Consider the following 22,796-nt stretch of genomic DNA (forward strand, 5'->3'; position numbering starts at 1 on the left):
AAGTCAGACCGCGTTTTCGCTCCTCGCAACCTTTCCTGGCACCCGCGCTATTATTCCTCATCCTAGTTTTGACCGCGGGACTCCCTTTGCCGGCCTGGGCCGGGTCCGGCCAGATTATCTTTTCCGCCTCCACAGAGGAAATATGGGTGGACGGACGGCCAGAAAAACTGCCCGCCCCGCCCTTCTTCCACGGCGACTACATTATGGTTCCCCTCCGGCCGCTGGCCAAGCTTTTAGGAGGCGAAGTGCACTGGGAGGCAGGAGAGCCGGATACCATAAAGGTTATCCTGGGCGGCAGACACGCGGTCACCCACCCGGGAAGCAGGACGGTTGTCCTGGAGGGTGAGGAGACCGAAACCCAGATCCTGCCCGTTCCGGTACAAGAGGCGCGGGGCATCCTGTTCGTACCGGCCGTATTTTTCCACCGCGTCTTTGAGGTGCCCTACGCCCGGTGGGCAGAAGGAAACGCCTATCTTCTGGGCAGTTCCAACCGGCCGCCACTGGCCCATTTCGTAGTATCCCAGCCGGTGTACGCCGGGCAACCCGTTCGCTACACCGTCAAAGCCGAGGACCCGGAGGGCGACCCCATCGCGGAGGAGAGGTGGGAGGGGCGCCAGGATATCTTCTCCCAACCCGGAAGTTACACCGTTACCCTGCAGGTTAAGGATGCTCGCGGCAGCTGGAGCAAACCCTTATCGCGGCTGATCCATGTCCTACCCGACCCGGCCAATCCTCAGCCCGGCGACCTTTGGGCCGGAGGGGAACTATCTCCCACCTTAACCTACGAACCCCCCGTCCGGCGCACCGGTCCTCCTCTTCTTTTTAGCAACAGCCCCGAGTACATAAAGGAGCCGGGAATTCTCTACCAAGACGAGGTGGAAGAAAGGGCGCGGCTCTACTTCTGGCACGCCATCGAACACCCCGAAACCTTTAAGGTTTATGTACTGGCCGTGAACCGCAGCCGCGAAGAAGTAGAGCTGACCGTGGAGCGCGAGGGATACGGCGGCCCCTCCACCAACGTCTTTCTGGTGGCCCGACAAGCCCTGGCCCAATACTTTATGGAAGCTCAACCTCGCACCCTTACCCTTAAACCCGGCGAGGCGGCGGTGTTAAATCGCATCCAGCCTTCCGCCTGCCGTCACCAGGTTCTCCACGGCATTCTGGACGTCAAGGCCACAGGTAAGGTGGACATCCTCTTTGTAGCCGCGTTAGCCTCCCAGAAAGTCTTAAGGGAATACTCCCGGCTTCCTTATCTTCCAGCTGACGGCGTTCACGCCCGGGGCACCTTCGGGCCTGCCGACATAGAGGTGGAGCTTTCCTTATCCGGCCAGGAGACAGGAGAATTACGCCTGGCTGACGGCATAACAGATCAATTCCTGCCCTCGCTGAAGCCCGGCGCTTCCGCGCCCTCATTGAAGGGCAATTATGGGGCGGTCTACCGAATACGGGTTGTGCCTCAGCAGGATACCGAAGCCTTCCTGGTGCCGGTGTCCGGTCTCTTCGCTGGAACGGTGCTCGTGGACGGCCGCCTCGTTAATGTACCGCGCGAGGGATTCGTAAGGCAGGGAGGCCAGCCCGTTTACCTGGGAAGGTTAAAGGCCAAACAGGCCGCCGAAATAGTATTGGTGCCGCCGGGAGGCTCCTATCTGCCGGTGAAGCTGGTCTTTGACCCCCGGGAGAAATAGGGAGCCTGGTTTCTCTTCAAAGGAATTCCCGAGGCCGTTGCAACCCTGTCCCCCTCGAGGAGGGTAAGATAACCCCCGCCCCAACGGAGGTGGGGGTTATCTGGCTGCCGGAGACCTGGACGCGCCCCCCCAATCCGCCGGCTGGAGGAAAATGTTTAAGCCGATAAACTGGGAAATATATAACAGGGCTTCTGCGAGAGGAAAGCACCAGAAAAAATCGAATTATTATAGTCAGGGACTCAAACAATAATGTGCGGGGGATGGACGTGGGCTATAAGTATGAGTTTACCTGGCTTATACGCCTGCCGGTAGATGAGCTGCCCCAGGAACCGGGGGAGAAAAAAGGCGACGGCGAAAACCTGCTCTTGTGGAAGCGGAGCTGCGGTAATATCATCCTGGGGTTTTTCCGCCAGGGACATAAGCTAGCCCATCCCGTAGGTTTAGAGGCTTTCATCGTCAATAAGAGCGAAGAAGTATTGGGCTACGGGAGAGTTGTTAAATCCGAAATTTACCAGCTGCCCGATGGTTCTATTACTACCGTAGTGGAATTCTGTGTTACCCGGCTCTTTAACGAAGAAGAGAAGAGCATTATAACTAGAGTTTTCCGGGAAATGTATGGTAGCGAAAGGCATTCTGAGGTATAATGGAGCCGATATTATTAGGGGAGGTTTCCTCCATGTTGGCGGGTAAAGATTTTTCCTTTAAGAGTGACGGACTACTGGAATTCGGCCCTGGCATTATCGCCCCCGAGCCGGACGTCCGCCGGTTGGAAGATGCCCTGCCGGTCCTCTATGCCCCCAGCGTGACACCCAGCGACCGCCCCCTTTACTATATGTACCGGGGGGTATGCTTCGCCCAGGACAAGGAAATCTTTGACAAGAATGATATACGTTACGACATAACGGTTATTTTACCGGGAACCATCGAAGGAGAGTACATCAAGACCGTGGGCCATTTCCATCCCCTCAAGCCTCACTCTTCCGAGACATACCCCGAATATTACGAGGTCCTGGAGGGAGAAGCCCTTTACCTGCTGCAAAAGAACAACCGCAGCGGCGACGTGGAAGAGATTATTGCCGTGGAGGCCAAGAAGGGGGACAAGGTTTACATCCCCCCTGGTTACGGTCATGTAACCATCAACCCTGGGAATACCTCCCTGGTCATGGCCAACTTGGTGGAGAGCAATTTTTCGTCCCTTTACGGCCCCTTCCGGGATAAGCGCGGTGCAGCCTATTATTACATCCAGGGCCAGGGGGCCAAAGGAGAGTTCGTTAAGAATTCCCACTACCAAAATTCGGTGGCCCTTAAACTCATGGCTGCCCCCAATCTCCTCCAACCTACGGCTGCCGTCAAGAACAAGTCCCTATACGAAGCTTTTGTGGCCGATCCGGAAGCCTTCAGGTTTTTGAAGTAAAGGGTGAGCCTTCGGAAGCAGGGAAGCCCTTGGCCTCCCCGCACGCGGGCCAAGGGCTTCCCTTTACCCTTCGCCGGCCAAAGCCCTCTCTACTTCCTCTCTGACAAAGGGGTCCTGTTCCCTCTCGTAGGCCGTTTCCAGCGCTCGGCGTCCTTCGGGCAACCCCAGCTTCCCCAGGGCCCAGGCCGCATGACCACGCAGGACGGGAGAAGGACCAGAGAGGAGCTTCTGCAATGCCTTGATGGCCTCCTCTCCCTTATACCCGGTATTAGCCAGGGCAATGACAGCATTGCGCTGCAAGAGGGATTTCCCCCGCCAAGCCAGGGCCGTGGACCCGAAAAGTTCCCGGAATCGGCGGCCATCCATGGTCAAAACCCGGACCAACCCCGGATGGATAAAGGGTGTGCCGACTAAGGTTAACCCTTCATTTTCTGGGCAGACGTCCTGGCAAACATCACACCCGAAAAGCCTCTGCCCCAGGTACGGCCGCAGACTCGGGGGGAGGAAGCCTCGCTTCTGAGTGAGGTAAGAAAGACAGCGCCCGGGATGCAGTGTATAGGGCGCCACCAGGGCTCCCGTGGGGCACGCGCGTAGACAGCGGCCGCACTCCCGGCACTTTAACTCCTTGAGAGGCGGGGTGGCCTCCAGCTTGAGGTCCGTAATAATCAATCCCAGGGCCACCCGGGATCCCATGCCGGGCACCATTAGAGAGCAATTGTAACCGTAGTAGCCCAGCCCGGCCACAAAAGCCGCTTCCCGCTCGATAAGGGGCCCTTTATCCACCTGAACAACCGCCCAGGCCGCTCCCCGCTCCTTCAACCACTCCGCCAAGGGCTCCAGAAGGCGCTCCAGCACCCGGTGATAATCTTCTCCCCGACAGCTCATGGCCACCAGGCCCTCTCCTGGCCCCGGAGGCCGCCCAGCCGGAAAATACCAGGGATGGGCAACGACTATCACCGTCTGCGCCCCGGGAAAAAGCACGTCGGGGCGGCACCGTGCTTCGATGCTGCTCCCGACAAAGGGCGTTTCCCATTTTTCTTTTTCCCTGTGTCGCAACGCGTCGAGGCCGCGCCTGAAAACCGTTGTCGCCGGAACAGCTCCAAGCCTCAACCCTAACCTGCTCGCTTCTTGTTGGAGTTCTTCAATTAAAGCCATATCCTTTTACCCTTCCCGACGGCCATAAAAAAGCCACCGGCTAACAGGCCTGGTGGCTATTTCTTTTGAGTATCTCGGGCATTATCTCAAAGAAGACCTTGACCAGCCGCGGATCGAATTGGGTGCCCGCACCTTCCTCCAGTTCTCGGATGCCGTCCCGCAAGTCTTTAGAGTACTTATAAGCCCGGGAAGAGGTCATGGCATCAAAGGCATCCGCCAGGGCAATAATCCTGGCTCCTAAGGGAATTTCCTCTCCCCCCAGGCCGTGGTACCCCTTACCATCCCACCGCTCGTGGTGGTAAGTTATCAGGGGACAAAGAACCTGCAGCCTCGCCCTGGTAGATACGATCTCGACACCGAAATCGGGGTGCCGCCGCATAATTTCCCATTCCTGGGGGGTTAGCCGGGCGGCTTTGTGTAAAATAGAGGGGCGTATCCTCATTTTACCGATGTCGTGAAGAAGCCCGGCCAGGGCAATGGAGGCTACTTCCTGGCCATGGAGTCCCAGGCCGATGCCCAAAGCCCGGCAAAGATTACTTACATTGTAACAGTGCTGGTAAGTAGATGCGCTGTGTCGGCGCAATCTCCTGAGAAGAACGGCTACCTCCGGGAATAGCACCGGCCCTCTCCCTTCTACCCCTCCACGACTATTTTACCGCAACTTTCGATAAATCTCAAGGTTAAGGTCAGCTGGCGCATCCCCACTTTTAGCCGGGCGTGATTTAGCCCCCCTCGCACCAATAACCTCGCGGACCAATATTGATGCTCCATTTTCGGCCTCCGCCGGGTTTCCCGGCTCATTCCGCTTCTGTGCCTCAGGAGCCGGCCGCAGGCCTCTTTCGGGCCTCGGTCCCGCCTCCGTCCTCAATTTCGCCAGAGATTGTCTTCCGCTCAGGCCACGTCGCTCGCTTACGAGCTAAATCACCCTCACCAAAGCAGGGGATACGCCAGAAGGGGCAGGCCGGCTTGTACCCGGGCCGCGGTAATGAAAACCTGCCCAAAGGTGGGGAGAGCCCTTTAGGGGCAGGCCGCCGGCCGCTACCTGAATGGGGGCCGGACCGGCACGTCCCCCCCACCGGGCTAGGCCCCCAAAGCAAAGGAAACAAGGCCGGGCCGAACCTACGCCGCAGTCAGATGCAGGAAGGTCTAGCCGAAGCGCCCGGTAATGTAATCTTCGGTTCGCTTGTCTTTGGGACGGGTAAAGATTTCGGCGGTGGGACCGAACTCCACCAGTTCCCCATCCAGGAGAAAGGCCGTATAATCGGCCACCCTGGCCGCCTGCTGCATACTGTGAGTCACGATAACGATGGTATAATTTTCCTTAAGTTGCAGGATGAGATCCTCGATCTTCAACGTGGCAGCCGGATCCAGGGCTGAACAGGGTTCGTCCATGAGCAGCACTTCCGGTTCCACGGCCAGGGCCCTGGCAATGCACAGCCTTTGCTGCTGTCCACCCGAGAGGCTGGCCCCCGAGGTATAGAGGCGATCGGCCACTTCCTCCCACAGGGCCGCCATGCGCAAACTTCTTTCCACTACCCCTTCCAAGGTCTGACCCGGCTTCAGCCCGTGAAGGCGCAGGCCCACGGCCACATTATCGAAGATAGACATGGTAGGAAAGGGATTGGGCTTCTGGAACACCATGCCAATCTTGTGGCGTACTTCGGTAGGATCTGTACCAGGGGCGTACAGGTCACGCCCGTCCACCAGAACCTTTCCCCTCACCCTGGCTCCGGGAATCAACTCGTGGAGACGGTTCAGACACCGGATCAAGGTGGACTTGCCACAGCCCGAAGGCCCGATAATGGCCGTAACCCGGTGGCTCTCAATGGCAAGGTTTACACCCTTTACTACTTCTTTGGCACCGTACCAAGCACTTAAACCCTCTACCTGAATCTTAACTGCCAAACCTCACCGACCTCCGTTTAGCCGCCGGGCAGCCATCCGGGCCGCTATGCTGGTGGCCAGCACCATGACCACCAACACCAAGGCCGCGCCCCAGGCCAGACGGTGGAGTTCTTCGTAGGGCGTCGTAGAATAGGTAAAAATATAAACCGGTAAAGAAGCTATGTGATCCGTAAGGCCTCCCGGCCAATACCGGCTGTTGAGGGCGGTGAAAAGGAGAGGTGCCGTTTCCCCAGCAATCCGGGCAGTAGCCAGCATCACCCCGGTAATAATACCCCCCATGGCACTCCGGAGCACTACACTCCTCACGGTCCTGGCCCGCGTAGCCCCCAGGGCCAGAGAAGCCTCCCGCAAGCTCTGAGGTACCAACCTCAAAATCTCTTCCGTTGTCCGGGCCACCATGGGCAACATGATAACGGCCAGGGCTATTCCACCGGCCAGCGCCGAAAAGCGCTTCATGGTCAAAACCACCGTACTGTACACCACAATACCTACAATAATAGAAGGCACGCCGGTAAGGACATCGCACAGGAAGCGCACCGTCCAGGCCAAGCGCCCCCTGCCAAATTCGGCCAGGTAAATCCCCGTCAGAATCCCCAGGGGAACGGCCATGGCCCCGGCCAGCAAAACAAGGATAATGGTCCCCAGAATGGCATTCGCCAGTCCCCCACCCGGTTCACCTACGGCAGCAGGCAGTTTGGTGAAGAAATCTAAATTTAGGGCCGGCAAACCCCTCACCGCCACGTAATAGAGGATGCTACCCAGCGGGACGAGGGCGACGGCGGTAGCCACCACCGTTAGGGTCAACATAAACCTGTTCCATAGCTTGCGCTTGACCTTGCGGGCCACCATTACTCCCGGCTCACTCCCTGGGTAACTTTGTTCATCCGCCAGACCAGCAACCTGGCCAAAACATTTACCAGCAGGGTAATAACGAACAACAGCAGTGCAGAAGCTAACAGGGCCGAAAGGTGCAACTCGTTAAAGCCCTCGGTAAACTCATTGGCTATAACGCTGGCGATGGTCTGGCCCGGATGGAAGAGGGACGGAGATACCTGAGGCCGATTACCTATGACCATGGTAACGGCCATGGTTTCTCCCAGGGCTCGACCCAGACCTAAGATAATGGCCCCTATGATGCCGGACCGGCCATAGGGTAGAACGGCCATCCTTATGGCTTCCCACCGGGTGGCCCCGAGGGCAAGCATTGCTTCCCTCTGGGAGAGGGGAACTGCCAAGAGAACTTCGCGAGACAGGGAGGTGATGATAGGCAAAATCATAATGGCCAAAACCAGCCCTGCCGCCAGCATGCCCATCCCCAAAGGCGGCCCCTGAAATAAAGGTAGGAAGCCCAGAGTATTTCCCAGAAAAGGCTGCACGCTGGTGCGCAGCCAGGGCACCAATACAAAAAGGCCCCACAGCCCGTAGACTACACTGGGAATAGCGGCCAGCAATTCCACTAGGAAAGCCAGGGGATCGCGGAGCCACGAAGGGGCCAACTCGGCCAAGTAGATAGCTATGCCCAAACTCAGGGGCACGGCCAGGCAAAGGGCAATAAAGGAAGAAACCAGGGTCCCGTAAATCAAAGGCCAGGCGCCGAATTTTTCATGGACCGGGTCCCACCGGGTCCCGGTTAAAAAATCCCAGCCGAAACGGGCCAGGGCCGGCCCCGCTCCTTCGATTAGTTCATAAAGCATTACAATTATAATGAAAACAATACTTAGGGCCGCCAGGCCGCTAATACCGGCAAAGAGGGTGTCTTTGATTTTTCCCCGACCCGCCTTACCGACCATTTTATAACCTCCAACCAAGCCGGCATTGCCGCTATTCAAGGTCTTAATATTAGCTCACAACAGCACAAAAAACTTCGCCGGGGGCCTCGCATACCAGCAATTTCCCCAACGTATCCCCCTTTTGCAGTTTGACCGTCCCTCAGGTTTAGTCCCGCTTTTAAACTAAGGCACGCCTCTCCCGCCGAAGGTGGGGATAACTCGAGGGATTACACCACCCTGCTCCGCCTACTCGATAAAGCGTTGTCCTTTATAATTAATCTCTCTAATCTTGGCTTCGGCCATTTTAACTACGTTGTCGGGAAGAGGGGCATAAAACATCTCCCGGGCATATTGCTGACCCTCATGGAGGGCCCACCACAAAAACTCGGCCAGGGCTTCGCCCCTCCTTTTATTCTGCTGGTCCCGATAGACCAGCAGGTAAGTATACCCTGCAATGGGATAGGAGCCCTCCCCTGGGGCATCGGTGAGGGAAACCCGCATATCTTCCGGCATGTGGGCAGCCGCACCGGCTGCCGCCGCCGTAGTGGCCTTCAGGGTGGGTTCCACAAACCTGCCGGCTCTGTTTTGAATTAAGGCCCGGGGGAGGCCATTCTGGGCGGCATAGGCCATCTCCACATACCCGATGGAGCCAGGAATCTGTTTAATCGTACCTGACACTCCCTCATTGCCCTTGCCGCCGATGCCTGTGGGCCACTCCACCGCAGTACCGGTACCAACCCTTTCTGCCCACACAGGGCTAACCTTGCTCAAGTAATCGGTGAAAATATTCGTAGTACCGCTGCCGTCGGAGCGGTGAACGACCGCAATATCCAGATCGGGCAGGTTAAGGTCGGGATTGAGGGAAACAAGCCGCTCGTCGCGCCACTTAGTGATGTTGCCCAAGAAAATATCAGCCAGCACCTGCGGGCTTAATTTCAGACCCTTGTCCACCCCAGGAAGGTTGTAGGTAATGGCTACGGCCCCTGCTACGGAAGGAATATGGAAAATCGGGCTCCGGGCCTGGGAGAGTTGCTCATCCTTCATAGGTGCATCGCTACCGGCAAAGTCTACCGTTCCCTTTAATATATTATTGATACCGCCGCTACTGCCTATGGACTGATAATCGATATTTACGTTGGGGTTGAGCTTCCTGTATTCCTCAATCCATTTGCTGTAAAGGGGATAAGGGAAAGAAGCCCCCACCCCGATAAGGTACGCAGCAGGTTTTCCGCCGTGCTCATTCCGGCGGGCCTCGCCCCGGGGGCCGCAGGCCACCGCAATCAATAGGAGCCCCGCCACCAGGATACCCAAGATAACCGTCACCCGTCGAGCCAAACTCCGGCCCGCCTTTCCACGGTTCATCTCTGCTCTTACCCTTCCCCCTGTTTTCACTTGCAGCGGGTTATAGACTACCCCTTAAAAATTATATAATCCTTCTGTTAACTATCCATTAGGTGCAGGTTAATGTTTCGTTAACAGCAGGGTTATACCTGGCTACGGGCCACCTTAACCCCCCAAATATCCCGACACGGAGCAATCCTTACGCCCTAAAGGAGACTGCCAGCCGGCCCGGCCGGGGATTGGTCCTATCTTGCTTTCCCCCGGGTAAAGGTGTAGCATATTGGCTGTCTGGAGGTGGAAAAGGTGAAGGTGTTGCGCCTGACTCCTCAAACCAGCCTGGATCTCTTGCCCGATTATCTCTGGGATGGTGAAAGTCCGGCGCTTAGTTCCCGGATGGTAGTCTGCCTCCGGCAGGGCCGTATAGACCGGGTGGTACCCCGAGCTTCCTATAGCCCTGACGGTTCCCAGCAGTTATATCTCCCTCATTTAACCCTCTTGCCCGGCCTCGTCGACGCCCACGTACATCTAGCCCTGGACGGCCTTGACTTTAAAGCCGCTGTGGCCCGCTGGCAGGACCCTGAGGCCATGATCCATTGCATCAAAAAAGAACTGGAAGCCAACCTGGAGCACGGAATTCTGGCCATCAGGGACGGCGGTGACGCATCCGGCTGGAACCTCTGGGCGCGGGACCGTGCACCTCATGAGGGGCCGGTACCCCGTATCGTGGCTACGGGCCGGGCGGTTCACAAGAAGGGGTTCTACGGATCCTTCCTCGGCCCTCCCCTAACACCCCCCTTCGACTGGCAGCGCACAGTGAAGGACCTGGCGGCAGGCGGGAGTGATCAAATAAAAGTAATAGTTTCCGGACTGGTTACCTTTAAGAATTGGGGCGAGGTCGGCCCTGTGCAGTTCGATTTTAACGAGCTCCGGCTCCTGGTGGAGGCGGCCCATGGGCGGGGTCTTAAGGTCATGGCCCATGCCAATTCCGATGGGGCTGTGCGGCAGGCCGTCGAGGCCGGGGTAGATTCCGTGGAACACGGATATTTTGTGTCCGACGAAACCCTGCATAAAATGGCCGAGCGGGGCACCTACTGGGCCCCTACTGTAGCAGCCGTGGCCAACCGGCTCCAAGTGGCCAAGGCCCGGGAGTACAACCCCAGGGAACAGGATATCATCAGGCGCACCGTAGAACTACAGCTAAAAAAAATAGCCCACGCCCATAAAACGGGCGTGAGGCTCATTGTGGGAACCGATGCCGGTGCGCCGGGGGTCTATCATGGCCGGAGCTACGGAGATGAGCTGTCCTTTTTCCTTGCCGCCGGAATCCCGTCCCGGGCCGTCCTCCGGGCCGCTACCAGCATAGGAGCCGGTGCGCTGGGTTTGGAATCCGAACTGGGCAGCATTACGCCGGGTAAGCTGCCCTATCTCATCGCCATCGCTGGCAACCCCCTGGAAGATCTCTCTGCTTTGCAGCGCTTGGAGGTCGTCATCATCCCAGAAAAGGGCTAAGGCTTGGGCCGGGGAAAGAGGGTTAGGCGGTAAGATCCTCCGCGTGAAGGGCCTTTAAGCCGGGCTTTACGCATAAAGTAATAGGCCAGGAGCATGATCAGAGGTGTGGTTAGCTGAGCCAGGGTAAAGAAGCCGAGCCCCCAGTGGGGTACCACATATCCCCACGCCTCGAGGGGATTTTCCCGCACCGTTTCCTCTATCAACCCGCGCAGGAGCTGATGGTAAAAAATAAACGACCAGAACTGGTATCCCGACGGAGGGTCCTTCCGCTCAAGGTAAAAATACCGCAACAACAATACCAGCCCGATAAGGGTACCTATGGGCTGAGCCGGCCAACGCCCAAACCAGAAATCGGTAGGTCGGCCCAGGACTTCCTGGTTGAAAACGTTGGCAATGCGTATCATAGCATAGCCCAGGGCCAGGCCCGGAACTGCTAGGTCGGCCAGCACGTTAAATTCCTTCTTATGAAGACGGACGTACCACCACCCGGCCAGAACACCCCCCAGGAGTCCTCCGTGCCAGGCCAGGCCGCCTTCGTAAATCTTTAACACTTGCACGGGCTCGCGCACGAACCACTCCGGGTAGTTGGCCAGCACAAACAGCAGCCGCGCCCCGGCCACGCCGGCCACCACCACGATCATGGCCAGGTTCAGGAGGAAATCCTCCGCTACCCCCCTCCGCAGACCCTCCCGGTAGAGGTACCACGCCCCTAACAGGAAGGATATGGCCATAAAAATACCGTACCATCGCACCGCTAAAGGCCCAATATGAAAGGCAACCGGGTTAAGGTCGAGCAGCAAATACATTCCTCCCCATCGTAATGTGTTTTTCTATCCCGTATTCTTTCAACTTTACTTCCTTTAAAACCTCCCCGGACCGTGCCGGCATGATGAATTTTCAGGGTCGGTTGTAAAGGATTTACTTGCCCGGTGTCGAATCTAGCACCGTTGAAGTGAAACAACCCCTATCCTTTCAGGGAAGGTCGAAAAAGCCAGGCAATTATCCGGAGGTGTTCCCCTTGGATGTAATGGTTTTCCTCGGTATGGCCATCGGTTTCGGCTGCCTGCTGCTAGCCTTTGCCTTGGAAGGAGGTGAAATGGTTGCCCTTCTGGGAGTATCTCCCTTCCTCATAGTCATCGGTGGGACGGTAGGCGCCACCATGATAGGGCTCTCCGCGGACGAACTGCGGTCCATCCCCGGTCTGCTGAAGGTAGCCCTCACCAACAGGAGATATCATCTCCGGGAAACCATCGACCTCTTGGCTAACTATGCCATGATAGCCCGCAAAGAGGGCCTGGCCGGCCTAGAGAAAGAGTTAAGCGACATCAAGGATAACTTCCTGCGGACCGCCCTCCAGCTGGTGGCGGATGCCACGGACCCCGAGCAAACCCGCCTCACCTTGGAACAATATATTTATGCCACTTCCGAACGCCATGCTGCCGGCATAAGAATCTTTGAAGCAGCGGGTGGCTACGCACCCACTATGGGCATTATAGGAACGGTCATGGGACTCATTCACGTACTGAGCAACATTAGCTCGCCCGACCAACTCGGGCCGTCCATAGCCTTGGCCTTCGTAGCCACCCTCTACGGCGTCGTGACCGCTAACCTCATATGGCTGCCCCTGGCTACCAAGCTCAAAAACAAGTCGGAAAAGGAACGCCTTTACCAGGAATTAATCCTGGAAGGGGCTCTGGCCATTCAGGCCGGCAAAAGTCCAACGCTGTTGCGGAGTACCCTTCTAGCCTTTGTGCCTCCGTCCCAGCAACAGGAGTTCGACCGCTCGACGGAGAAGGGAGGGAGGAGCAAAGGTGCTTAAGAGGGGCAGGGAAGAAAACCACGATAATAAAGAGCGCTGGCTTCTGACTTATGCAGATCTCATCACCCTTCTCATGATCTTTTTTGTAGTCATGTACGCCATCAGCGACACCAACATGAAAAAGTTAAGCGCCCTGGCCCAATCCCTCAGCCAGGCTTTGACCGGGACACCAGGCGGCCTTTTCACCGAAGCGGGGCCCAGCATGATTCCCGGCCTCTCCGGCGGTCCCGCCCTGCCGCAGGCCGCAAGTGAAGGCCAGGAAAGCTCCCCCCTGGATCAGATATACACCCAACTTAACGAATACATAGCAGCTTCCGGCCTCCAGCAGGAGATCATCCTGACAAAAGAAGAGAGGGGCCTGGTGGTGGGCATGGTCGAAACCGTTCTTTTCCCTAGAGGTTCGGACCAGCTCACACCCCGGGCCCGGGAAATAATCACCAGGGTCGGCAAAATGCTGGCTCCCCTGCCCAACTACCTCCGCATTGAAGGCCACACCGACAATCTGCCCATTCAGACCGAGCGCTTCCCATCCAATTGGGAATTGGCATCTGCGCGGGCTCTGAACGTCCTGCACGTTCTAATAACCGAGGCCGGCATAAGCCCTGAGCGGCTTTCGGCTACCAGTTACGGTGAATATCGTCCCCTGGTCCCCAACGATACTGAAGAGAACATGGCCCGGAACCGCCGGGTGGATATAGTCGTGCTAAAGGAAACCTTCAACGTCGTGGAGCCGCACCTTGAATAGAAACCGGCGGCCGGCTCACCCGGGATATAGGGAGCCCCCCATCAGGGCGCCGGCTCCACCGGACTGCGGCGCCCGTTAATCTCATAGCAATACGATATGGGCGCAGCCTTCTTCACCGTGTTAACCATGGCGCAGTATTTACCCAGAGAAAGTTCGATGGCATGTTTCACCTGCTCTTCCGCCAAATCAGGCCCGGTCAAGCGGTAAATTAATGTAGCAGAGGTGAAAACCCGCGGATGTTCGTCAGCCCGTTCGGCTTCCACATCCACCGCGAAAGATTCTACTTTAACCCTCTTCTTGCCCAGGATGGATAACACGTCGAGGGCCGTACACCCGGCCATACCCATCAAGAAAACTTCTGAGGGACGGGCGCCTTCATTACGGCCGCCGTGTTCCGGCGCCGCGTCCATAGTTACTTCCTGCCCGGACTCTCCTTGCCCCACCAGCCGCATTCCGCCCTGCCAGGAGACCGTAACGCGCATCCTATTTCCCACCTCATTTTGGTTATTTTCGCTATCATTATACTCCCGGCCGAAAACAAAGGCAAGGTTACGGTGAGGAATGACCGCCCAGATCCGGGTAAAACAGGTAGCGCCGCTCCCAGGTGCGCAAGACGACCTGACCTTCTCCCCGGGCCACCACGTACTGGGGTAGTACCGGCGTCTTCCCGTAGCCGTTGGGCGCATTAATGATATAGGTGGGAACGGCTAACCCGGAAGTATAGCCGCGCAGTTGTTCCATAATCTCTATTCCTTCTTTTATAGACGTTATAAAATGGGTGGTACCCCTCACGGGCTTAGCGTGGAATAAATAGTAGGGCCGAACCCGGATTTTCAAAAGCTCCTGGTTGAGCTTGCGCATGATAAAGGGATGATCGTTTACCCCCCGCAGCAGCACCGCCTGGTTGCCCAGTACCACACCCGCCTGGACCAGCCTGTCGCAGGCTTCTTTAGCCTCTTCGGTAATCTCCCGCGGGTGATTAAACTGGGTGTTGAGATAAAGGGGCGGATGCTTGGCTAGTACGGCGCACAGTTCGGCCGTAATACGCTGGGGCAGCGTCACCGGCACCCTGGTACCAAGCCTCTTGATTTCCACATGGGGGATACGATCAAGTTCCGTCAGAAGCCAATCCAGCACCCGGTCGCTTAACATCAAGGCGTCTCCACCGGTAATGAGTACATCCCTGATTTCGGGATTGGCCCGAATGTACTCCAGGGCCTGTTCCAGCTCCTGCCGGCTACGGGCCTTGTCAACTTCGCCGATATTGCGCCGGCGCTGGCAGTGGCGGCAGTACATAGCGCACTGGTTGGTCACATTAATGATCAGGCGGTCGGGATAGCGCCGGGTAATACAGGGAGCCGGCGAAGTAAGCTCTTCCGCCATGGGGTCGGGAATGCCGAGTTTATCTTCCAATTCCATACGGCAGGGCAGGGCCTGCCTTCTCACGGCGCAATCAGGAGTATCCGACATGAGACTCAGGTAATAGGGGGAAACCGCCCAGCGGTAAACCTTCTGCACGGCCTCTATATCTTCTGCTTCCTTCGCCGTCAGGGGAATAAGGTCCCGTAGGACTTTTACGTCCGTAATGCGGTGTTGCAGCTGCCAGCGCCAGTCCTGCCATTCCTTTTCCGTAACCCCGAAATAGGCCATAATCTTTTGCCGGCGGGCGGCTATCTCCTCTTTTGCCTCGCGACCCGAGGGAAGGGTTTCTTTGGCTTCTAGGTATTCTTTTATCCGCTCCTTCAACTCGGCGGCCCGTCTTAAAGCGATTGCCCTCTTCTCCTCTTCGTTCCACTCCTGCCGGGTGAAATCAATGCTCATGGTTTATCCCCCCTTTAAGGTTAAAGTAAAGTAAACAAAAAACCCCGTCTGACCCGGGGTTTGGAGTATACTTCGCCGCCCTCAAAAGGGCACAATAATCCTTCTTGCTTTCGCACTTTCCACGCTTACGAGGTTAGCTGACGGGTTCGGGTCGAAAGCTAACCCTACCTGTATCCGTCCGGTATACAGGATTCACCCCGAAGTTTGGTTCCCCCGCTCCCCTACGGATTCAGCGTTCCCTTTATTCAATTATAAGTGTTTCACTCTATTTTATTATAAAATAAGCCCCGCCCGAAGGCAATGTAAATTTTTAGACCGCCGGGGGCCCTTTTACCCTCTACCGGAAGGGATGTTTATTGCAACTAAGCTCACTCCTGCCATCCGCCTCACCAACCTGGGTATTCGGCAGGTACCCCAGGACATTATCGAGGCGGCCGGGGCTTTTGGTTCCACCAGTAGACAGCTTGTGACTAAGGTGCAACTTCCCATGGCCTTGCCGACCGTAATCCTTTGCCGAGGATATGGGCAAAGGGGAAAAAATAGGTTTAATATAATTATATAGACGCTTAATATAGACGCTTACAAAAAACCTGGGCGAAGGCGTGTCGCCGGGTAAAGGGAATGCCGGCCGCCGCGGCATGGCCCGGATGGGGGAAAACCGCCACCGGCGGGCAGGGGGCAGCGGTGCGGGGGCCGGGGTGCGACGCGTACCCGGCGAGGAGAGCCCGCCAGAAATACCTTAATGGGAAGGGGGAAGAACTGAAGTATGACGGAAACTAAATTAGGGGGAACCAGGCTGGCCTTGCTCCAGGGCGATATCACCGTACAGGATACCGAAGCAATCGTTAACGCCGCCAACGAAGGCCTTTGGGGAGGCGGGGGCGTGGACGGCGCCGTCCACCGCGCAGGAGGGCCCGTCATCGCCGAAGAGTGCCGCCGCATCCGGGAGGAAAAAGGCGGGTGCCCCACGGGACAAGCCGTGATAACTTCCGGGGGCAACCTGAAGGCCCGCTACGTGATCCATACCGTGGGCCCCGTCTGGTCGGGAGGGGCCAAGGGGGAGGACGAACTCCTGGCCAGCGCTTACCGCAACAGCCTGGATCTGGCACGGGAGCGCGGCATTAAGACTTTAGCCTTCCCCTCTATCAGCACCGGAGCCTATCGCTTCCCGTTGGAAAGGGCCGCCCGGATTGCCCTCCGCACGGTCACTTCTTACCTCCAAGAACACCCCGGGACCTTCGAAGAGGTGCGCTTCGTTTTATTCTCTCCTTCCATACTGGAGGCCTACGAAAAGGCCCTTAAGGATTTGCTGGGCGAAGGCCCGTGAGGGCCTCACAATGAAGTGCGGGAATATCTATGTCTCTTAAGCCCGGCCCGCCAGAAGAACCAGGCTATATCTTTATACATTCCCATACGGGCTATTATACCCCGGGCAAAGCCCCTTTTCTCCTCCTTCATGACGTGGGTCATGTTGAAAAGGGGCACTTTTTTTACCCGCCATCCCCTGCGCCGGGCAACAGTTGATAACATAACCTCTACTTCAAAACGGCTGTCTTCTATGCCCGCCCCTAAGAAAAGGGCTCGGGGCATGGCCCGTTGGCCCGACAGGTGGGGAGCGATAACCTGAGCCCAGTCGGTAAGGCAGCGACCCCGGGCGAAGACCCCGATGGTCATCTCGGCTTCCCCCTGGAGGACGGGGTTCAGTAAATTTTCCACATGCTCGGGAGTTAGTCCCTCTAAGTCGGCATCTAGAAAGATAAGTACCTCACCCCGGGCCTCCCGGGCGCCTCTGACCATGGCCACACCCTTGCCGCAATTTTCGGCCAGCTCGATTACCCTCGCTCCCTGTTTGCGGGCCACCTCGGCCGTGGCGTCCTCCGAACCGTCGCTAACCACAATAATCTCGTCTACAAGGGGTACACGGCGTAAAACTTCGATAACCGATCCGATGGTCGCCGCTTCGTTGTACGCCGGGATCACCGCTGTGACCTTCATGGGCAGACTCCTTTTTATCATTATGTGTTTTGCACCATCACGCTTCCCCAATATTATAACCAAAATTATCCTTGTCTGCTAAACCTTAAAGGGAAAAACGCCCGGCCGCCCTCCTATCACCTCCCCCGGTTCCGCCCCCGTAAAAAGGTTCAAAGTCCAACTGGCCGGAGGCCGGTGGTCGATTGCCCACCTTCCAAAGGATCACCCAGGGCACCAGGACTTCCTGGGGGGAAACCCCTCCGTGGAGGTAGCGAGGGGAATGCTCCTCATCTTCGGGACGGAAACCATGATTCACCGCATAACCGTGATCCCCGGCTATCAGGATAAGGGAACGGGCCGGGAAGGCAGATACCAGCGGCAGGAGCTGGCGGCGGAATCCCAAGGCCAGCTCGGCCAGGAAGGTGGCATAGTCCGCCGTAGAGGTATGAACCTTCTCATCTACCAGGTTGAGCCGCAGGACCGGCTTGGGGTCCCCCGGGGCCAGGCGGTTCCCCTGCCGGGCCACCTCGGCCGGGTCGCCGGGAGGAAGGCCGATCTCCAGAAAGCGCAGGGCCTTTCCTGCCCCTTCAAGGCGTGCCAGTTGGGTGGCGGTGACGGTGGGAACGGGGCACCACAGGAGGCCCCGGGCCACTTCCTCATATAAGACCCCGGAGCGACCCAGCTCGGCCACCATCACTTCACAGGCATCCCACCGTAGCCCGTCCGCCCAGATAAAATACAGGGCCTCCGGGCGCCAGCGCTGGCGGTAGCGCTCCAGCCGGGACAAAAGCTCTTCGAGGGTAAGGCCGGGAGCGCTGCTCCTCTCCCCGTAAAACCGGCGGAAGGCGTCGGCGTAGCCAGCCAGAAGCCGCCGCACCTCCCCTTCCACCTGCGTTAAGGGAAAATCTCCGGCCAGGCCTAACAGGGAAAGCCGCTGCTCCAGGTGGGCATACAGGCTCTCTAGGGTGCCCAGGTGGGAGCTGTAAACCTTCTCCCAGTCCGGCCCTTTAAAGCCCTCCGGATCGGCCGCGCCCAAGGCCTTTAAGGAATAGACTAGCCTGGTGGCCAGGCGGCACGCGTCCAGCCAGGCGGCCGGCTCGGATCCTTCCCAGGCCGGGCCGGGCGGGGCGGCGGAGACCGCGTCCAACCGGGCTACGGCGGCGGCCAACTCTGGGCCGTCCGCCCCCTCCAGCCATTCCAGGTACCGGACGGTGGCCCGGCGTAGAAGGACGGGGAAAATGTTCTCCCGGGCCAAGACTGGAAGGAGGTCCGGACCCGGTATATCCTCCCGGGGGGCTAAGACCTGCCAGTAGGCTTCCTCCGCCTGGCCGTCCAGGCTCTCCCGGGCTGCCATGACGGCGGCCGGGATCACTTCCTCCGGGCCGGCCTGTAGCTCGAATACCTGTCGGGCCAATTCCAGGAGGCTGCTCAGGGCGGCGGGCGGCACCTCCGGCAGCGAACACAGGCGGGCCACCATGCGGGCGTCGCGGCCGTGGATCTTCAGCCACCATATGGTGGTGAGCACCAAGAGAAAGCGCGACCCGCCCCACTGGTTCCAGTAGGGCACCAATTCAGGATACGTCTCCGCCAGCCAGGTATACACGTTCCCCGGGGAATGGCTGTAGAAAGCCTTCTTCTCAACCAGGCAATCGGCCGTTCCCTTTACCCCGCTACCTATCACCCGTATGTGGGCGCCGGGTTCCACTTCTTCCTTATCCGGCCCGGTCATCCAGCGCCGTACCACGTCTAGGAGCTGATCCGGCCGGAATATGCGATTTACGAGGAGGTCGTAAAGGTCGTCCAGGTTGCGGTCCAGCACCAGGACCTGGCCCGCCAGGGCCTGGTTGATGAGGTCTACAGCGGCCCGGTTCAAAACGGATTTCAGCCTGGTTAGAAGGCCAGGTGAATCCACGTCCAGATCTAGAAGTCGCCGAACCCGCGCAGCTTCCTGGGCCCGGCCCACCTTTTCCAGCCCGGCCAGGAAGCCCTGCACCTTTTCCCGGTAAAGGGGCTCCTTAAGGGCCTGGAGGTAATCCCGGAGGCCCTGCTCTATGGCCGCCTGGATGGCGGCCGTAGAGGGCAGTTCGTCCTTTACCCCCAGCACCAGGCCGCACGGGCAGGCCGGCTGGAGGGCCAGCTTCTCCTCCGGGTTTTCCGCACACTGGCGGGCCAGGGCGGTTACCAGAAGCTGGTTAATCCGCCTCAAGGAATCCGGAGCAGCCACCTGCTTCAATTGGCTGAGGAGACTGAGGAGCTGGTAAGCCTCTCCCTCCCGCAGGGCATGATAGGGCTGAAAACGTTCCGGCGAGCGCAGTCTCCGGTGCTCGGCAGTATACTGTTCTATATAATCCCGCTGGAAACGAGCAAAGGCCGAAGCCGCCTGCTGGTAGAGGTCCTCCTGGTAGAACAAATCGGGCGTCTGGAGGAGGCCCAATAATTTATCCCTTGCCTCCCGCAGTCCTTGATAGGCAGGACTATCGGGCAGGGACAGTTGGGGCGCCGTAAGATAGCCGTACATAAAGAGAAAATGATTAAGGTGCTGCTCCAGAAAGGCCCCTAGTTTTTGGGTGCGTTCCCAAGCCAGCTCCCATAAGGGGTCGGCCTGGTAGGCCGCAAGGAAGCGCTCCAGACCCTCCCGTGGCCCGTAGGATACTTTTATTTCTTCCAGCAAAGCGGCCACCCTGCGGAGATCGGCCCGGGCCGTCTCCCAGGGCAGCGCCGCCAGGGCCGGGTAATCGGCCACACTTTCCAGGAGATGTTCCACCCTCTGGAGGTGCGTACCAGCTTCGCGGCGGAACCGTACCAGGTAGTCCCAGATCTCCTGCTGCCGGGCCGGAGTGAAAGTACCCTGCCGCCAGGCGGGGGGCAAAAACTTAACTCCTGCCAGGATCTCCTGAAAGGAGGCGGGTAAGGTTTCGGCCAAGGCCAGCTTGTCGATCTTCTGGAAATTGTAGGGTCCTATCTGCCTCAGGTTTAACCGGCGGCCGGAAGCATAGGGTACGACGAGGCCCGCCCCCACCAGGGCCAGTACCAGAAGTTGAAACCCGGTTTCGCTCAACCCAAAGGGGCTCTTGCGCAATTTCCAGCTTAACGTCTCCAGTTCTGCCGGGCCTTCCTTGAGGTGTTCCAAGCAGGCGGCCACCAGGGGATTCTTTTCGGGCGAAATCTCCAGGAAGTATCCTTCTCGGGTTTTCTTGACTACCCCCAGGGGATGGAAAAAGTTTTCCAGGCCCATTTTGAGGTTGGCATCGGGCTTGCCTTTTAATTCCCCCGGTATCAGCAACTCGTTTATCACCCGCTGGAGCAGGGGGGGCAGGATAACTCCTCCCCGGGGAGCCACCTTGGCATGCCGGGGATAGCGCCGGCCCAGAACTACGGCCGCCAACCTCTCTACCAGGCCTTTAAAGGATTCATAAGCCGGGTTGGTGGGCCAAGGCACCTCCTCGCCTTCCCCATCTATCAGCCGCCCCGAGAGGTAGGCCCGGCGGAAAATATCCTGTACCCGGCCCTTAACCTCCTCCCAGATTCCGTCCAGGTATGCACGCACCCTCTGCCCGGTAGGGCTGGCATCCCCGGCATACTCCTCCCGCAAGAGCTCATAAGCCAGGGCCTGGGTAAGGAACTCCTCCTCTTCGGAAAGGTCGGAAGGCAGCCAGAACAGGAAGGCACGGCCCGCCGGGCCGGTCAGGGCCGGTAGAAGCCGCTCCTCCAGGTGCCGGTGCTGCCGCTCTGTGTCGCCGGCCCATCCCAGCACGAGGATGAAATCCACGTCGGTGGTGAGGCTTTCGCGGGCCAACTCTTGCACGCTTTCAGGGCTTAGATCTTCCAAATCCTTCAGCAGGATCAAGCCCTCCCGCCGGGTCTGCTGCCAGGATACCTCTAAGGGGGTGCGGGTTTCGGCCAGGAGGGAGGCCAGGGGCAAACGGGCGTCGGTAAGATGCCTCCCCAGGGTCGTAAAAATCCGCCGGTCTCCGGGGAAAAACCCCTTCTTGAGGTATTCCACCCGCCGGCGTACCAAGAGCTGCACGTCGGCCTGGAGATCCACGTAAAAGGCCGTATCCAGGGGCGAGGACCCTTCGTGGCAGCCGATATAGGCTCCGCCCCGGTACAGGCGCTGGAGGATATCGGCTATATATTCGTAATTCAAGTGCCATTCCAGCCGGGTAAGGGGGCAGAGGAGGAGATGGGTGAGATCGCGCACCGTAAGGGGCTTGGCCGAGGCGCCCAGGGCCGCAAGGATGAGAACTTTAAGGAGCCTGAATCCCAGTTCCTGCTCCCGCGGTTCCGGGAGGAGCCGGGGCATCTCCTCCTGGTAGTAATTGAAGACCTGTTGCACATAGGGGTTGGTTTCCGGTAGGGCCCGGATGCGGTCCTGGAAATGATCGAAAATGAGGTCGGGGCCGAGAAGGGTGTCTGCCGGTCGGTCCAAGAGGCCCGGTATCTGCCGGGCCGGGTCCCCGGTCAGGCGCGAGTATATAAAGTCCACCACCCCCCGGTGCTGGGAGAAAAGGGGGCGCAGGCGCTCCAGAAACGCCACCGTCAGGGGATGCACCGGATAAAGATCATAAAATTCTTCTTGACTAAAGGGCAGTTCGTGAAAGGCCCCCTTGAGCTCCCCGTAAAGCTCGGCCAGATACTCCCGCGCAGGAGGCCGGTGGACGATGAGGCGGCGGCTGATGATTTCTCGCAGGTGCTCGCCGGTGAGCCGGAAGCAGACGGGGTACCGGTCCTTTATTTTGTTAAAGGCTTCCGGCGGAATATCCCCTGTGGCCTCGATCTGCTCCTGAAGGGTGGCCACCACCCACAAGGGCATGCGCCGGGATATCTCTGCCAGGTACTGGAGGAAGCGTATATCCTCGTTAAAACTGCGGCTGTCGGGCTTGGAGCGCAAGAACTCCGACAGTTCGTCTATTAAAATTACCGCTCCTCCCGCCGCGCCGCCGTCGAGGAGGCTTTCCAGCTCGGCCATGACCTCCTGCCGGCGGTACCCCCAACGGAAGGGCATGCCCACCTGCCTTAACAGGGCCTGCAAAAGGTGGATATTCGCCGGGGCGAAAAGCTCCTCTTCGGTGGTTCCCCTCTGGGCCAGGAACTCCTCTAGGACTTCCGGGTAGCGGTCGGTCAGGATCGCCCTGGCCTGGGCGACATACTGCTCCCGCGTGGCCAGTCCCAAAGCCCTGCCGAAATTGGCCTGGGCGGCTTCATCCAGTGCCGCCAGCACAATATCCTCCAATTCTTCATGGTGGCTGTGCTCCACCAGAGACACCGCAGCCACCAGGTAGCGCCGGCCTCCCACCCTTTCTAAAAGAGCCTGCCACCCCTCCGGCCAGGCGGCGGCGACCCTCTCCTTGGCGGCCATCACCTCCCGCTTTTCAGGAGAAGTGAGGAGGAGATGGAGGACCGCCAGGAGGTGGGACTTGCCGGAGCCGTAAGGCCCCAGGAGAAAGAAGCCCTGCCCCTCGTCCCGGGCTATGGCGCTCAGTACGGCCCCCAGGGCCCTCTCGGCTTCCCCGGTCAGGACGAAGCTCTGCACGAGGTGCTCTTGCAAATCGGGATCGCGGGCATCCTGCAGCTGGATTACCGTACGGACCGCCGGTACCTCTATGAGATGGCCGATGGTGGGCTGGGAATTTTGCGGCCGCATTGTGACCCTCCTTTA

18 protein-coding genes, 1 pseudogene and 1 riboswitch are annotated in these 22,796 nt (G+C 58.4%); of the genes and pseudogenes, 8 read left to right on the plus strand and 11 right to left on the minus strand.

Features of this window, described 5'->3' with window-relative positions:
* Window positions 1–86 precede the first annotated feature (86 nt).
* The 3 genes from TAMC210_RS04755 to TAMC210_RS04765 all read left to right on the plus strand — a co-directional run bounded on the left by TAMC210_RS04755 (window position 87) and on the right by TAMC210_RS04765 (window position 3,099).
* The gene (locus TAMC210_RS04755) at window positions 87–1,685 is read left to right on the plus strand and encodes a stalk domain-containing protein (protein ID WP_173297667.1); all 1,599 of its coding nucleotides are present in this window, start codon (window positions 87–89) and stop codon (window positions 1,683–1,685) included.
* A gap of 260 nt (window positions 1,686–1,945) precedes the next feature.
* Window positions 1,946–2,329, plus strand: coding sequence for a hypothetical protein (locus TAMC210_RS04760; RefSeq protein WP_173297668.1), 384 nt, complete (start codon window positions 1,946–1,948; stop codon window positions 2,327–2,329).
* 32 nt (window positions 2,330–2,361) lie between these two features.
* Window positions 2,362–3,099 (plus strand): glucose-6-phosphate isomerase family protein, encoded by a 738-nt coding sequence (locus tag TAMC210_RS04765; RefSeq protein WP_173297669.1) that lies wholly within the window; start codon window positions 2,362–2,364, stop codon window positions 3,097–3,099.
* A gap of 63 nt (window positions 3,100–3,162) precedes the next feature.
* On the opposite strand, the gene queG is transcribed toward TAMC210_RS04765, so the two are convergent.
* From queG to pstS, 6 genes are all read right to left on the minus strand, one after another.
* Window positions 3,163–4,254, minus strand: coding sequence for a tRNA epoxyqueuosine(34) reductase QueG (gene queG / locus TAMC210_RS04770; protein ID WP_173297670.1), 1,092 nt, complete (start codon window positions 4,252–4,254; stop codon window positions 3,163–3,165).
* A 40-nt stretch (window positions 4,255–4,294) separates the two neighbouring features.
* Window positions 4,295–4,873 carry an HD-GYP domain-containing protein gene (locus TAMC210_RS04775; RefSeq protein ID WP_173297671.1) on the minus strand — a complete coding sequence of 193 codons (579 nt, stop codon included), beginning with the start codon at window positions 4,871–4,873 and terminating at the stop codon, window positions 4,295–4,297.
* A gap of 527 nt (window positions 4,874–5,400) precedes the next feature.
* Window positions 5,401–6,159, minus strand: coding sequence for a phosphate ABC transporter ATP-binding protein PstB (gene pstB / locus TAMC210_RS04780; RefSeq protein ID WP_173297672.1), 759 nt, complete (start codon window positions 6,157–6,159; stop codon window positions 5,401–5,403).
* A 3-nt stretch (window positions 6,160–6,162) separates the two neighbouring features.
* Entirely contained in the window at window positions 6,163–7,008 is an 846-nt protein-coding gene (gene pstA / locus TAMC210_RS04785; RefSeq protein WP_173297673.1) for a phosphate ABC transporter permease PstA, read from the minus strand.
* Entirely contained in the window at window positions 7,008–7,949 is a 942-nt protein-coding gene (pstC, locus tag TAMC210_RS04790) for a phosphate ABC transporter permease subunit PstC (RefSeq protein ID WP_173297674.1), read from the minus strand. Before pstC ends, pstA begins: the two co-directional genes overlap by 1 nt.
* A 225-nt stretch (window positions 7,950–8,174) precedes the next feature.
* Window positions 8,175–9,263, minus strand: coding sequence for a phosphate ABC transporter substrate-binding protein PstS (gene pstS / locus TAMC210_RS04795; RefSeq protein WP_217267269.1), 1,089 nt, complete (start codon window positions 9,261–9,263; stop codon window positions 8,175–8,177).
* Between the two features lie 309 nt (window positions 9,264–9,572).
* On the opposite strand from pstS, the gene TAMC210_RS04800 reads away from it, so the two are divergent.
* Window positions 9,573–10,778, plus strand: a complete 1,206-nt coding sequence (locus TAMC210_RS04800; RefSeq protein WP_173297676.1) for a metal-dependent hydrolase family protein — start codon at window positions 9,573–9,575, stop codon at window positions 10,776–10,778.
* On the opposite strand, the gene TAMC210_RS04805 is transcribed toward TAMC210_RS04800, so the two are convergent.
* Entirely contained in the window at window positions 10,775–11,578 is an 804-nt protein-coding gene (locus tag TAMC210_RS04805) for a prolipoprotein diacylglyceryl transferase (protein WP_277997678.1), read from the minus strand. The two genes, TAMC210_RS04800 and TAMC210_RS04805, sit on opposite strands and share 4 nt — an antisense overlap.
* Window positions 11,579–11,805: 227 nt before the next feature.
* Here TAMC210_RS04805 and TAMC210_RS04810 point away from each other — a divergent pair, with 227 nt between their 5' ends.
* Both TAMC210_RS04810 and TAMC210_RS04815 read left to right on the plus strand, forming a co-directional pair.
* Window positions 11,806–12,597: a motility protein A gene (locus TAMC210_RS04810; RefSeq protein ID WP_173298138.1), complete on the plus strand. Its 792-nt coding sequence runs from the start codon at window positions 11,806–11,808 to the stop codon at window positions 12,595–12,597.
* Complete coding sequence (locus TAMC210_RS04815) at window positions 12,590–13,342, plus strand: OmpA/MotB family protein (protein WP_173297678.1); 753 nt, start codon at window positions 12,590–12,592, stop codon at window positions 13,340–13,342. Before TAMC210_RS04810 ends, TAMC210_RS04815 begins: the two co-directional genes overlap by 8 nt.
* Before the next feature lie 41 nt (window positions 13,343–13,383).
* Here the strand turns inward: TAMC210_RS04815 and TAMC210_RS04820 are convergent, their stop codons facing one another.
* Window positions 13,384–13,824, minus strand: coding sequence for an OsmC family protein (locus tag TAMC210_RS04820; protein WP_173297679.1), 441 nt, complete (start codon window positions 13,822–13,824; stop codon window positions 13,384–13,386).
* Window positions 13,825–13,891: 67 nt separating this feature from the next.
* Window positions 13,892–15,163, minus strand: coding sequence for a glutamate 2,3-aminomutase (eam, locus tag TAMC210_RS04825; protein WP_173297680.1), 1,272 nt, complete (start codon window positions 15,161–15,163; stop codon window positions 13,892–13,894).
* A gap of 106 nt (window positions 15,164–15,269) precedes the next feature.
* Window positions 15,270–15,408: riboswitch (cyclic di-AMP (ydaO/yuaA leader) on the minus strand.
* Window positions 15,409–15,530: 122 nt separating this feature from the next.
* Between eam and TAMC210_RS13895 the strand changes: the two are divergent.
* Both TAMC210_RS13895 and TAMC210_RS04835 read left to right on the plus strand, forming a co-directional pair.
* Window positions 15,531–15,671, plus strand: a pseudogene (locus TAMC210_RS13895) (ABC transporter permease subunit); the annotation flags it as partial.
* 258 nt (window positions 15,672–15,929) lie between these two features.
* A complete protein-coding gene (locus TAMC210_RS04835) occupies window positions 15,930–16,490 on the plus strand; it encodes an O-acetyl-ADP-ribose deacetylase (protein ID WP_173297682.1) in 561 nt (186 codons plus the stop codon).
* 5 nt (window positions 16,491–16,495) lie between these two features.
* Here the strand turns inward: TAMC210_RS04835 and TAMC210_RS04840 are convergent, their stop codons facing one another.
* Window positions 16,496–17,158 carry a glycosyltransferase family 2 protein gene (locus TAMC210_RS04840; protein ID WP_173297683.1) on the minus strand — a complete coding sequence of 221 codons (663 nt, stop codon included), beginning with the start codon at window positions 17,156–17,158 and terminating at the stop codon, window positions 16,496–16,498.
* 85 nt (window positions 17,159–17,243) lie between these two features.
* Complete coding sequence (locus TAMC210_RS04845) at window positions 17,244–22,781, minus strand: DUF6079 family protein (protein ID WP_173297684.1); 5,538 nt, start codon at window positions 22,779–22,781, stop codon at window positions 17,244–17,246.
* Between the last annotated feature and the right edge of the window lie 15 nt (window positions 22,782–22,796).

Origin of the sequence: Thermanaeromonas sp. C210, assembly GCF_013167955.1 — a bacterium.
In the GTDB taxonomy this organism is placed as follows: Bacteria; Bacillota; DSM-521; order Neomoorellales; family Neomoorellaceae; genus UBA12545.

Coding starts and splice junctions, on each gene's coding strand:
- pstA (WP_173297673.1), bottom strand. CDS start 7,008: ATGGTGGCCCGCAAGGTCAAGCGCAAGCTATGGAACAGGTTTATGTTG.
- TAMC210_RS04765 (WP_173297669.1), top strand. CDS start 2,362: ATGTTGGCGGGTAAAGATTTTTCCTTTAAGAGTGACGGACTACTGGAA.
- TAMC210_RS04820 (WP_173297679.1), bottom strand. CDS start 13,824: ATGCGCGTTACGGTCTCCTGGCAGGGCGGAATGCGGCTGGTGGGGCAA.
- TAMC210_RS04835 (WP_173297682.1), top strand. CDS start 15,930: ATGACGGAAACTAAATTAGGGGGAACCAGGCTGGCCTTGCTCCAGGGC.
- pstC (WP_173297674.1), bottom strand. CDS start 7,949: ATGGTCGGTAAGGCGGGTCGGGGAAAAATCAAAGACACCCTCTTTGCC.
- TAMC210_RS04810 (WP_173298138.1), top strand. CDS start 11,806: ATGGTTTTCCTCGGTATGGCCATCGGTTTCGGCTGCCTGCTGCTAGCC.
- TAMC210_RS04760 (WP_173297668.1), top strand. CDS start 1,946: ATGGACGTGGGCTATAAGTATGAGTTTACCTGGCTTATACGCCTGCCG.
- eam (WP_173297680.1), bottom strand. CDS start 15,163: ATGAGCATTGATTTCACCCGGCAGGAGTGGAACGAAGAGGAGAAGAGG.
- TAMC210_RS04840 (WP_173297683.1), bottom strand. CDS start 17,158: ATGAAGGTCACAGCGGTGATCCCGGCGTACAACGAAGCGGCGACCATC.
- TAMC210_RS04845 (WP_173297684.1), bottom strand. CDS start 22,781: ATGCGGCCGCAAAATTCCCAGCCCACCATCGGCCATCTCATAGAGGTA.
- queG (WP_173297670.1), bottom strand. CDS start 4,254: ATGGCTTTAATTGAAGAACTCCAACAAGAAGCGAGCAGGTTAGGGTTG.